The sequence below is a fragment of the Mesorhizobium sp. 01N446 genome (genome assembly GCF_056399285.1).
The window spans coordinates 406,652-418,526 of record NZ_JBFTRA010000003.1 but is presented as its reverse complement, the minus strand read 5'-3'; the positions used below and the strand labels follow the sequence as shown (position 1 = coordinate 418,526).

General features: G+C 63.8%; 10 protein-coding genes. 9 read left to right on the top strand and 1 reads right to left on the bottom strand.

What is annotated here, in order from left to right; all coding sequences use genetic code 11:
* Positions 1–3: 3 nt before the first annotated feature.
* Positions 4–873, bottom strand: coding sequence for a LysR substrate-binding domain-containing protein (locus AC1DPX_RS16250; protein ID WP_202355578.1), 870 nt, complete (start codon positions 871–873; stop codon positions 4–6).
* A gap of 268 nt (positions 874–1,141) precedes the next feature.
* Here AC1DPX_RS16250 and AC1DPX_RS16245 point away from each other — a divergent pair, with 268 nt between their 5' ends.
* The 9 genes from AC1DPX_RS16245 (at position 1,142) to AC1DPX_RS16205 (ending at position 11,874) form a co-directional block, all read left to right on the top strand.
* Positions 1,142–2,341, top strand: coding sequence for a 2-aminoethylphosphonate--pyruvate transaminase (locus AC1DPX_RS16245; RefSeq protein ID WP_477238052.1), 1,200 nt, complete (start codon positions 1,142–1,144; stop codon positions 2,339–2,341).
* A gap of 26 nt (positions 2,342–2,367) precedes the next feature.
* Positions 2,368–3,624, top strand: a complete 1,257-nt coding sequence (phnA, locus tag AC1DPX_RS16240) for a phosphonoacetate hydrolase (RefSeq protein ID WP_202355576.1) — start codon at positions 2,368–2,370, stop codon at positions 3,622–3,624.
* A 235-nt stretch (positions 3,625–3,859) separates the two neighbouring features.
* The gene (phnY, locus tag AC1DPX_RS16235; protein WP_477238050.1) at positions 3,860–5,317 is read left to right on the top strand and encodes a phosphonoacetaldehyde dehydrogenase; all 1,458 of its coding nucleotides are present in this window, start codon (positions 3,860–3,862) and stop codon (positions 5,315–5,317) included.
* A gap of 71 nt (positions 5,318–5,388) precedes the next feature.
* A complete protein-coding gene (gene pbfA, locus AC1DPX_RS16230; protein ID WP_477238048.1) occupies positions 5,389–6,747 on the top strand; it encodes a (R)-1-hydroxy-2-aminoethylphosphonate ammonia-lyase in 1,359 nt (452 codons plus the stop codon).
* A complete protein-coding gene (locus tag AC1DPX_RS16225; protein ID WP_477238046.1) occupies positions 6,747–7,760 on the top strand; it encodes an NAD(P)-dependent oxidoreductase in 1,014 nt (337 codons plus the stop codon). The genes pbfA and AC1DPX_RS16225 overlap by 1 nt, the downstream gene beginning before the upstream one ends.
* Before the next feature lie 254 nt (positions 7,761–8,014).
* Positions 8,015–9,046, top strand: a complete 1,032-nt coding sequence (locus AC1DPX_RS16220) for a 2-aminoethylphosphonate ABC transporter substrate-binding protein (RefSeq protein ID WP_477238044.1) — start codon at positions 8,015–8,017, stop codon at positions 9,044–9,046.
* 32 nt (positions 9,047–9,078) lie between these two features.
* Complete coding sequence (locus AC1DPX_RS16215) at positions 9,079–10,224, top strand: ABC transporter ATP-binding protein (RefSeq protein WP_477238042.1); 1,146 nt, start codon at positions 9,079–9,081, stop codon at positions 10,222–10,224.
* Positions 10,217–11,074: a 2-aminoethylphosphonate ABC transporter permease subunit gene (locus AC1DPX_RS16210; RefSeq protein WP_477238040.1), complete on the top strand. Its 858-nt coding sequence runs from the start codon at positions 10,217–10,219 to the stop codon at positions 11,072–11,074. Before AC1DPX_RS16215 ends, AC1DPX_RS16210 begins: the two co-directional genes overlap by 8 nt.
* Before the next feature lie 2 nt (positions 11,075–11,076).
* Positions 11,077–11,874: an ABC transporter permease subunit gene (locus tag AC1DPX_RS16205; protein WP_477238038.1), complete on the top strand. Its 798-nt coding sequence runs from the start codon at positions 11,077–11,079 to the stop codon at positions 11,872–11,874.
* Position 11,875: the final 1 nt, after the last annotated feature.

Here is an 11,875-nt window from a genome sequence, read left to right as displayed (position 1 = left end):
CGCTCAATCCGTCGACATCGACCGTGCCATGTCGAGAAAGGCGCGCACCAGCTTGCCGCCGCTGCGTTCGCGCAGGCAGATCAGCGCCTCGTCCATCAGCGTCTCGGGTGCATCGATGGCGATCGGCACCAGACGCGAATCCTGGCCGAATTCGGCCGCCGACACAAAGCCGATGCCGGCGCCCGAGGCGACGATTTCTCGCACGGCCTCGCGGCCTTCGGCTTCGATCACTGGCCTCAATTCGACTTTCGACGCCGCAGCCAGGTCTTCGAGTTTCTGACGCGTCTTCGAGCCGCGTTCCCGCATGACCAGCGATTCCTGCGCGAGCTGCTTCAGCGTCAGCGATTTCTTGCCCGACAGCGGATGGTCGATGGAAGCGAAGGCGATGATCGGCGTCGAGTTCAGTTTCAGCACCTCGAAGTCGCGCCCGGCCGGCACCTCGCCCAGCACGCCGATATCGGCGTCGTAACTGTACAGGCTGCTGATCACCGTCTCGGTGTTGCCGGCGCGCACCGAAACCTGCACGCCTGGGTAGCGGGCACGGAAGCTGCCGAGGATATGCAGCAGATGATGCGCGGCATCCGCAACGATGCGCAGCGTGCCGGAGCGCAGCGCGCGCGACTCGGTCAGAAGCTCGAGCGCCTGCTGCTCGGTGTCGAACATACGGTGGGTTATCTCGAGCAGCTTCTGGCCCGAATGGGTGAGCGTGACCTGCTTCTTGTTGCGGTTGAACAGTAGCACATCATACTCTTCCTCCAGCTTGCGCACCTGGTCCGATATAGCCGGCTGGGTCAGGAACAGCGCTTCGGCGGCCCGCGAAAACCCGCCTGAGATTGCCACCTGATGAAAGGCCCGCAGCTGAACGTAGCGCATTCTTTTTCACCTTCGAGACGCCGGAATGGTGAGGCAAGTTATCATAAGGCCAGATTTCCTGAAGGTGGAAACGAACGATTTAACTTATGCTAAACAGGTGAACTTATCCGGCTTCACAACCGTGTCATGACCGGGATGCAATTYGCGCCGGGTGGTTCACTCTACCATCGCAAAAATCGATACTTCGATACAAAATAACGATTTTACAAATATGTCGTTCCGGCCAAGAATAAAGCCACATCAAAGCAGCGATCTGTCGGAGGACACCATGCGCGCCGAGACGAAGTTTGCCGCGGAGCCGCTGGCCAGTCCGGCGCTGGGCGAGCCCTATCTGCTGACGCCGGGTCCGCTCACCACGGCCTATCAGGTCAAGCAGGCCATGCTGCGCGACTGGGGATCGTGGGACGGCGATTTCCGTGCCATGACATCAGACATGCGCCGCCGCCTGCTGGCGCTGACCGGGGACGCGAAGGACGAGTTCGACTGCGTGCCGATGCAGGGCAGCGGCTCCTTCTGCGTCGAGGCGATGCTGGGTTCGTTCGTGCCCAGGGACGGCAAGGTGCTGGTGCTGGCCAACGGCGCCTATGGTCTGCGCGCCGCGCAGACCATGCAGTATCTCGGTCGCGCCTATACGCTGATCGACAAGGGTGATTATCTGCCGCCGCGCGGTGACGAGGTGGCGGCCGCTCTCGAGGCCGACCCGGCCATCACGCATGTGATCGCCATCCATTGCGAGACCAGCTCCGGCATCCTCAACCCGGTCGCCGAGATTGCCGAAGCCGTCCATGCCAAGGGCCGCAAGCTGCTGGTCGATTCCATGAGTGCCTTCGGCGCCATCGCGCTCGACGTCAACGAGATCCGCTACGAGGCAATGGTTTCCTCGGCCAACAAATGCATCGAGGGCGTGCCGGGCTTCGGCTTCATCATCGCCCGCAAGAGCGAACTGGAAGCCGCCAAGGGCCGCAGCCATTCGCTGTCGCTCGATGTCCATGCCCAGTGGGCGCATATGAACAAGACCGGCCAGTGGCGCTACACGCCGCCGACCCATGTCGTCGCCGCCTTTCTCGAGGCACTGCGCCAGCACGAGGCCGAAGGCGGCGTCGCCGGCCGTGGCGCCCGCTACACCAGGAACCGCGACGTCATGGTAGCCGGCATGCGCGACCTCGGCTTTGAAACGCTGCTTAGGGATCGCTGGCTGTCGCCGATCATCGTCACCTTCTTCAACCCGGCCCATGCCAATTTCGCCTTCGACCGCTTCTACGAGCTGATGAAGGACAAGGGTTTCATCATCTATCCCGGCAAGCTGACGGTCGTGGATTCCTTCCGCGTCGGCTGCATCGGCCAGATGGACGAACATGTCATGCGCCGCGTCGTCGAGGCGGCGGCTTCCTCGCTGCAAGAGATGGGCGTCGATACCGCCGCTCCGCCAGCCGCGGCAATCGCCGAACGCGCCAAACTCGCCGCCTGAAGCGGCACCATTTCGAAGGAATTCCGATGAACCAGATGTCTCCCATCAACGTCGCCGTCAACGGCCGCACCTACGCCTGGCCGCGCGTGCCGGCCATCGCCATCTGCCTTGACGGCTGCGAGCCGGCCTATCTCGACGAGGCTATTCATGCCGGGCTGATGCCGGCTTTGGCCAGGATCAAGCAGAAGGGCACGGTGCGTTTTGCGCACTCGGTCATTCCAAGCTTCACCAATCCCAACAATCTGTCGATCGCCACTGGTCGTCCGCCGTCGGTGCACGGCATTTGCGGCAACTACCTCTACGAGCGCGAGACCGGCAAGGAAGTGATGATGAACGACCCGCGTTTCCTGCGCGCGCCGACCATTTTCCAGGCCTTCTACGATGCCGGCGCCAAGGTGGCCGTGGTCACCGCCAAGGACAAGCTGCGGGCGCTGCTTGGCAAGGGTCTTGCCTTCGACGAAGGCCGTGCGCTGTGCTTCTCGGCGGAAAAATCCGACACCACAACCAGGGCCGAGCATGGCATCGACAATGCGTCGAAGCACTTTGGGCTGCCGGTGCCGGAGGTCTATTCGGCGGAGCTGTCGGAATTCGTCTTCGCGGCCGGCGTGCAACTGCTCAAGGAGTTCCGCCCCGACATCATGTATCTGACGACCACCGACTATGTGCAGCACAAATATGCGCCGGGCGTGCCACAGGCCAACGCTTTCTACGAAATGTTCGACAAGTATCTGACCGAACTCGACGCGCTGGGCGCGGCCATCGTCGTTACCGCCGACCATGGCATGAAGCCCAAGCACAAGGCGGATGGTTCGCCCGACGTCGTCTATGTCCAGGACCTGCTCGACGAGTGGCTGGGCAAGGACGCCGCGCGCGTCATCCTGCCGATCACCGACCCCTATGTCGTGCATCACGGCGCGCTCGGCTCTTTCGCCACCGCCTATCTGCCTGATGGTGCCGACCAGGCTGGCATCATGGCGCGGCTGGCGAAGGTCGACGGCATCATGCTGGTCGTCGACAGCCCGACGGCTTGCGAGCGTTTCGAGCTTCCTGCCGACCGTATCGGCGACATCGTGCTGATCTCGACCGAAAACAAGACGATCGGCACCTCGGAGCATCGCCATGATCTGGCCGCCCTCAACGAGCCACTGCGCTCGCATGGCGGGCTCACCGAGCAGGAGGTGCCGTTCATCGTCAACCGCGTGCTGCCCGATCTGCCGAACGAGCCGACACTGCGCAATTTCGACGCCTTCTACTACGCCACGATGGCGGCGGCGCTGGCGTGATGTCGAGCGTGATTGTCGACCCCCACTCCGCCGAGCTTCGCTCGGCACCTCTCCCCCGATCGACGGGGGAGAGGAAAGGCGCCAGATCCAGCCGGGGCTTAGCCCGTCAACATTGGAGCGCCGACCTCGCCTGATTTCCTCTCCCCCGTCGATCTGGGGAGAGGTGGCCCGAAGGGCCGGAGTGGGGGGCGATCCTCCGCCGCGACGTATCCCAGAGTCTGCTGGAGCAGAGACCATGACCAAGCTTGACCCTGCCATCAAAGTTCGCCACGAGCCGATGCGTATCGCCGGCAAGAAGATCGATGCCGATGGCGTCGTCGAGGTGCGTTATCCCTGGAACGACACCGTTATCGGCACCGTGCCGGCAGGCCGCGCCGAGCATGCGCGACACGCCTTCGAGATCACCGCCGGCTACAAATCGAAATTGACGCGCTATGAGCGCCAGCAGATCCTGTTTCGCACCGCCGAGGCATTGGCGTCGCGCCGGGAAGAGATCTCCGACCTCATCACGCTCGAGCTCGGCATCTCCAAGGCGGATTCACTCTATGAGGTCGGCCGCGCCTATGACGTGTTCACGCTGTCGGCGCAGATGTGCATTCAGGATGACGGCCAGATATTCTCCTGCGATCTCACCCCGCACGGCAAGGCGCGCAAGATCTTCACCACCCGCGAGCCGCTGAAGGCGATCTCGGCGATCACGCCGTTCAACCACCCGCTCAACATGGTCTCGCACAAGGTGGCGCCGGCGATCGCCACCAACAATTGTGTGGTGGTCAAGCCGACCGAACTGACGCCGATGACGGCGCTGCTTCTGGCCGACATTCTCTACGAAGCCGGCCTGCCGCCCGAAATGCTGTCGGTGGTGACCGGCTGGCCGGCCGATATCGGCAACGAGATGATCACCAACGAGAACATCGACCTGATCACCTTCACCGGCGGCGTGCCGGTTGGCAAGATGATCGCCCGCACCGCCGGCTATACGCGTCAGGTGCTGGAACTCGGCGGCAACGATCCGCTGATCATCCTCAACGATTTGTCGGACGAGGATCTGGCAAAGGCGGCGGACCTGGCAGTGGCCGGAGCGACGAAAAACTCCGGCCAGCGCTGCACCGCGGTCAAGCGCATCCTCGTTCAGGAAAGTGTCGCAGACCGCTTCGTCCCGCTGGTGTTGGAACGAGCGAAAAAGATCCGCTTCGGCGACCCGATGGATCGCTCTACCGACCTCGGCACCGTCGTGCACGAGAAGGCGGCGGCCCTGTTCGAGGCCCGTGTTCACATGGCCGGCGAGCAAGGCGCCGAAATCCTCTACAATCCGGGCCGTAAGGGCGCCCTTCTGCCGCCGATCGTCGTCGATCGCGTGCCGCACACATCCGAACTGGTGATGGAAGAGACCTTCGGGCCGATCATCCCGATCGTGCGTGCGCCGGATGACGACGACGCGCTGATCGCACTGTCCAACTCGACCGCCTTCGGCCTGTCGTCGGGCGTCTGCACCAACTCCTTTCCCCGCATGCAGAAATACATCGCCGGCCTCCAGGTCGGCACGGTCAACATCTGGGAAGTGCCGGGCTACCGCATCGAGATGTCGCCCTTCGGCGGCATCAAGGATTCGGGCAATGGCTACAAGGAAGGCGTCATCGAGGCGATGAAGAGCTACACCAATGTGAAGACCTTCTCGCTGCCCTGGTCGTGATCGGGCAGCAATGACTGGCAGGATTACGAGGGAGCGGCCGACGCTCCCTCATTCGCGTTTCGGAGACGGTGATGGCCGCGATCAAAGAACTTGTGCATACCGAGGGCGATTCCAACACGACGGCGGCCCGCGGCCGGTGGGACGCCGGCCAGGACGATCCGCGCATTCGCGGCCTGCTCGACCGCGACGCGGCCGCCTTCATGCACCAGAGCCTGTCCAGCCCTTGCCTTTCGACGATTGCCAAGGCTGAAGGCATTTGGATCGAGGACACCGCCGGTCGCCGCTTCATGGATTTCCACGGCAACAGCGTGCATCACCTCGGCTATGGCCATCCCAGATTGGTGGCGGCGATCAAGAAGCAGCTCGACGACCTCTGTTTTGCGCCACGCCGTTTCACTTGCGAACCCGCTGTGGAACTGGCGGAGAAACTGACGGCACTGGCGCCCGGCGATCTCGGCAAGGTGCTGTTCACTACAGGCGGCTCGGATGCCATTGAAGTGGCGCTGAAGATCGCGCGTGCCGCGACCGGCCGCTTCAAGACGGTGTCGTTCTGGGATGCGTTTCACGGCGCCGGATTTGGTGCCGCAAGCGTCGGCGGCGAAGCGACCTTCCGCTCGCATATTGCTGGCCCGATGATGACGGGCACCGAGCATGTCGCGCCCTGGGACGGCTATCGCTGCCCCTACGGCCACAGTTCCCTGGAAGCGTCCGGGCTCGCCTGTGCCAACATGATCGCCTATGTGCTCGGCCGCGAGCAGGATGTGGCGGCGGTTGTCGCCGAACCGATGCGGGCGACGCCCAATCCGCCGCCGCCTGGCTTCTGGAAGCGGGTGCGTGAAGCATGCGACCGGCATGGCACGCTGCTGATCTTCGACGAGATTCCGACCGGCCTTGGCAAGACCGGCAAATTCTTCGCCCACGAACATGATGGCGTGACACCCGACATCGTCGTCCTCGGCAAATCGCTGGGCGGTGGCATCCTGCCGATCGCCGCCGTCATTGCCCGCCGCGACCTCGACGTGACAGGCGGCTTCGCCATCGGTCACTACACCCACGAAAAGAACCCGGTGACGGCGCGCGCCGCCCTGACGACGATCGACATCATCCTGGAGGAAGGGCTGGTCGAGCGCGCGGCCGAACTCGGCCGGCACATGCTCGGACGCATGCAGGACCTGATGAACCGCTCGTCCCATGTCGGCGACGTCAGGGGCAGGGGGCTGATGGTCGGCGTCGAACTCGTCGAGGATCGCGCTTCACGCCAGCCCGCGCGGGACCTTGCCGAGCGCGTCTTTTACGCGTGCCTGGAGCAGGGCCTGAGCTTCAAGGTCAGCCATGGCAATGTGCTGACGCTGTCGCCGCCGCTGGTCATTTCGAAGACCGATCTCGACCGCGCCCTCGACATTGTCGAGGTTGCGGTGCTCGCGGCCTGATGATGAAGGCCGTTCGTACCGACCAGGAGCTTGAATGCCCCGGCATCGATGCCGGCTTGCGGACTAGGGGCGTCGAACTGGTGACGCTGCCCGATGGCATTGCCGAAGCGGACCTGATGCACGCCGTTGCCGACGCCGATCTGCTTCTCATGTGCTACACGCCGATCACGGCACGGGTCATCGACGCGGCGCCGAAATTGAAGGGCATCGTCAAATACGGCGTCGGCATCGATGCCATCGATATTCCGGCCGCGATGCGGCGCGGCATTCCCGTCGTCAATGTGCCCGAATATGCGGAGGAAACCGTCGCCGAAGGCGCCTTCGCCCTGATGATCGCACTCGCCAGGAGGCTGCCGGCGATCACCGCGGCGGTGGCCCGGGACGGCTGGGTCTGGCCCGCGCAGCGCTGGCTGGGGCACGACATATCAGGCGCCACGCTTGGGCTCGTCGGCTGCGGCAAGATCGGCCGCAGCATGGCGCGCATGGCCGGCCAGGGGTTTCACGCACGTGTGCTCGGCTTCGATCCTGGTGTCGATGCCGCGACCATGCATGCCGCCGGCATCGAGAAGGTTGACGACCTCCGGTCCATGTTGCGCGCCTGTGATTTCGTTTCCCTCCATTGCGTGCTCAACGACAAGACTCGCGGCCTGATCGGCAAGGCCGAGCTCGCGTRCCTGAAGCCCACCGCGATCATTATCAATGTCTCGCGCGGCGCGCTGATTGACGAGGCGGCCGTTGTCGAGGCGATCGTGGCAGGCCGGATCGGCGGCGCCGGGCTCGACGTCTATTCGGTCGAACCGCTGGCCAGATCAGGCCATCCGATGAGCGCGCTGTTTGGCCGTGACGATGTCATTCTGTTTCCGCATCTCACCTTCTTTACGCATGAGGCAATGCGCCGGCTCGAGGAAGACACGCTCGCGCGTTGCTTCGAGATTCTTGACGGTCGGCCCGTGACCATTCGCTCGCATGATGCGCGTTTGCGGGCGCAGACCTCGGGCGTTTCCTTCACCTGATAGTCTCTATTTTTCAATTGGATAGACGCCTTTCGCAAGGGAACGGCCGCGCCCGCAACATCTATGCGACAGTTCCATGACAAACATCAGAAGAAATTTGCCTGTCATAAAATAAATAGATTTTACTTATCGATCATCAGTCCCCAGAGTTGGCACAACGACGACATCCAGTCGGCTCAACGTCCGCCAGAGACCGAAGCCGGTTGGTCCTAGTGCATCGCAGAATGTGCCAACAATCACAGGGGAACTGATCCATGAAATCGCGCAATCTCACCATCGCCATGGCCTTCGCTGCGTCGCTCCTGGCGTCGTCGGCTCTCGTCGCACCGGCTTTCGCCGACGGCGTCGTCACCATCTATTCCGCCGACGGCCTGCATGACGGCAATGGCAGCTGGTACGAGACCGAATTTGCCGCCTTCACCAAGGCCACCGGCATCACCGTGCAGTATATCGAGGCCGGCTCCGGCGGTGTCGTCGAGCGTGTCGCCAAGGAAAAGTCGAACCCGCAGGCCGACGTGCTGGTGACCTTGCCGCCCTTCGTCCAGCGCGCCGCCGCCGACGGCCTGCTGCAGGACTACAAGCCGCAAGGCGCCGACCAGATCGACGGCGGCACCGACAAATACCGGCCTGTCGTCAACAACTACATGAACTTCATCTACAACAGCGCCGTGCTGTCGGAAGCGCCGAAGAGCTACAACGACCTGCTCGATCCCAAATTCAAGGGCAAGATCCAGTATTCGACGCCCGGCCAGGCTGGCGACGGCACTGCCGTCATGTTGCAGATCATCCATGCCTTCGGCGGCGAGGATGCCGGCTTCGAGTTCATGAAGAAGCTGCAGGACAACAATGTCGGCCCATCCGCCTCGACCGGCAAGCTGACCGCGTTGGTCAACAAGGGCGAATTGCACGTCGCCAACGGCGATCTGCAGATGAACATGTCGCAGATGGCCGGCAATCCCAACATCAAGGTGTTCTGGCCGGCGGGTCCTGACGGCGTGCGCTCCACCTTCGCGCTGCCCTATGAAATCGGCCTGGTCACCGGCGCGCCCAACGCCGACAACGGCAAGAAACTGATCGATTTCCTGTTGTCCAAGGAAGCGCAGTCGACGGTCAGTTCGATTGCCATCGGCGTGCCCGCCCGCAAGGACGTGACGCCGTCCGACGCCAACTTCGCCAAGCTGCATGAGGCGATGAAGGGCCTGACCATCTGGTCGCCGAATTGGGACGAAGCGCTGACCAAGCTTCCCGACTACGTCAAGAAGTGGAACGAGGCGACCGGAAGCTGACACCCGAGGGCAGAAATCCGGAGGACCAAGCCATGTCGGCCGTCGCCTTTACTGGTACCAGTGTCATGGACATCGACGCCGCGAAAATTCGCGGCGCCGGCTCCAATGTCCACTTCGACAAGGTCAGCGTCGCCTATGGCGCGCATGTCGTCCTGCATCCGCTGACCCTGGACATCGCGCCGGGTGAAATCCTGGCGATGATTGGCCCCTCCGGCTCCGGCAAGACCACCGCCTTGCGGGCTGTTGCCGGCTTCGTGCGGCCGGCAAGCGGCCGCATCCGCATCGGCGCCACCGACGTCACCGATCTGCCGCCTTACGAGCGTGGCCTCGGCATGGTGGTGCAGAACTACGCGCTGTTTCCGCACATGCGGGTCGAAGACAACGTCGCTTTCGGCCTGCGTGCGCAGGGCGCCGACAAGGCGCTGATCGCCGAGCGGGTCAAGGATGCGCTCGGCACCGTCGGCATGGCGACTTTTGCCCGGCGTTATCCCAGAGAGCTTTCGGGCGGCCAGCAGCAGCGCGTCGCGATTGCCCGCGCGCTTGCCGTGCGGCCGCGCGTGCTGCTGCTCGACGAGCCGCTGTCGGCGCTCGACGCGCAGATCCGCCGCAACATGGTCGAGGAAATCGCCCGCCTGCACCGCAGCCTGCCGGGCCTGACGATCCTCTACGTCACCCACGACCAGACAGAGGCGCTGACGCTCGCCGACAAGATCGCCATCATGCGTGACGGCAGGGTCTGTTCGCACGGGCCGACGACGGAACTCTACCGCCGCCCGCCGAACCGCTTCACCGCCGAATTCCTCGGCCGCGCCAATCTTCTGCCGGTGACGGTCGCCGAGCCTGCCGGGTCGAAAGGCTTTGCCACGGCAAGGCATGGCTACGCGGTGCTCACCGGTGCCGGCCGCGAGGAGAAGGAAGGCGACAAAAGCCTGCTTTGTATCAGGCCGCAGCACCTGAGCCTGACCGCCGACAACGAGCACACCAACCGCATCGTCGGCACGTTGCAGGAAGTGCACTGGCAGGGCGAACTCACCCACCTCGTGCTCGATGTCGACGGCACGCCGGTGCGCGTCTCGGCGACGAAATTGCCGATCGCCTTGCCCGAACCCGGCGCCAGGGTTCCGCTGTTCTTCGCGCCGGCCGACACCTCGCTGCTTCCGGAAGATTCCGGTGTCTGAGGCCGTCGCCCTTCGCGCGCCGGCGGTCAGGCGCGAACCCGGCAAGTTCTGGATCGTGCCCCCTGCGGCCCTGTTGGCGCTGCTGTTCTTCTATCCCCTGGCGCTGATCGCCCGGCAGGCCTTCCTTGATGATAGTGGCGTCGCCAATGCCGCCGAGATTTTTCGCGTGCTGCATTCGCGCTTCTTCCTCAACGCGCTGATCAACACGGTGACGATCTCGGTGGCGGCAACGGCCGGGTGTCTGATCGTCGGCCTCGTGTTGGCGCTGATCCTCGCCTTCGTGCCGTTCCCCGGCAGCGGTTTCATCGCCCGGCTGATCGACACCTTCATCGCGCTGCCGACCTTCCTGGTGACGCTAGCCTTCACCTTCCTCTACGGCTCCGCCGGCATGCTCAACACCGGGCTGATGGAGGCCTTCTCGCTGCCGCTGCCGCCCGTCGATTTCCTCTATTCGACATGGGGCGTGGTGCTGGCTGAAGTCACCGTCTACACGCCCTTCATCCTGAGGCCGCTTCTTGCTGCCTTCTCGCTCGTCGACCGTGGCCAGATCGAAGCGGCAAGCGTGCTCGGCGCACGGCCTTTCCGCATCGTGCGCCAGGTCATCCTGCCGGCGGCAATTCCCGCACTCGTCGCCGGTGGCAGCCTCTGCCTGCTGTTGACCGTCAATGAATTCGGCATCGTGCTGTTCATCGGCGCCAAGGGCGTCATCACGCTGCCGCTGCTGATCTACGGCAAGTCGATACAGGAATCGGCCTACCAGGTCGCCTGCATCATCGCCGTGGTCAACATCGCGCTGTCGCTTGGCCTGTTCGGCCTCTATCGCTTCGCCGCCGGCCGGCTGGGAGTCTAGCCATGCTGGTCTGGTCGCGCCCTGGTCGCATCGTGCTGTGGGTAATGTTCGCGCTGATCTTCGGCGTCTTGTTCCTGGCGCCGTTGGCGGTCATCCTGTTGTCCAGCCTCGCCGACCAGTGGAACGGCGTGCTGCCGAACGGCCTGACGACGGAGCACTACGCCGATGTCATCAGGGGGACGGCGTGGAATTCGGTCAAGGCGAGCCTCATCACCGGCTTCCTGGCCAGCGCGCTGGCGCTGGTCAGCGGCGCATGGGCGGCCCTGTCCCTTCGCCTGCAAGGACCTGCCTTGAAGCGCCTGCTAGGCCTGCTTTTCTTCATTCCCAGTGCCGTCCCGTCCGTGTCCGTCGGCCTTGGCCTGCTGGTTGCCTTCAGCCATCCGCCGCTGCTGCTCAACGGGACGATCGCGATCGTCATGATCGCGCATTTCGTGCTGATTTCGGCCTTCACCTTCGGCAACGTCTCGGCAGGCCTGGCACGGCTATCGCCCGATTTCGAGCAGGTGGCGTCGAGCCTCGGCGCGCGGCCGGCCTACCGGCTCTGGCATGTCACGCTGCCCTTGCTCGCCCCCTATCTGGTCGCCGCCTTCGGCCYGAGCTTCGCGCTGTCGATGGGCGAACTTGGCGCCACGGTTATGGTCTATCCGCCGGGCTGGGTGACGCTGCCGGTGTCGATCTTCAGCCTCACCGATCGCGGCGACATCTTTGCCGGTGCCGCACTCACCATGATTCTGGTGGCGGCGACGCTGGTCCTGCTGCTCGGACTGGAGCGCATCACCAAGCGCGCCACCGGCGCTTAGC

Coding starts and splice junctions, on each gene's coding strand:
- AC1DPX_RS16250 (WP_202355578.1), bottom strand. CDS start 873: ATGCGCTACGTTCAGCTGCGGGCCTTTCATCAGGTGGCAATCTCAGGC.
- AC1DPX_RS16245 (WP_477238052.1), top strand. CDS start 1,142: ATGCGCGCCGAGACGAAGTTTGCCGCGGAGCCGCTGGCCAGTCCGGCG.
- phnA (WP_202355576.1), top strand. CDS start 2,368: ATGAACCAGATGTCTCCCATCAACGTCGCCGTCAACGGCCGCACCTAC.
- phnY (WP_477238050.1), top strand. CDS start 3,860: ATGACCAAGCTTGACCCTGCCATCAAAGTTCGCCACGAGCCGATGCGT.
- pbfA (WP_477238048.1), top strand. CDS start 5,389: ATGGCCGCGATCAAAGAACTTGTGCATACCGAGGGCGATTCCAACACG.
- AC1DPX_RS16220 (WP_477238044.1), top strand. CDS start 8,015: ATGAAATCGCGCAATCTCACCATCGCCATGGCCTTCGCTGCGTCGCTC.
- AC1DPX_RS16215 (WP_477238042.1), top strand. CDS start 9,079: ATGTCGGCCGTCGCCTTTACTGGTACCAGTGTCATGGACATCGACGCC.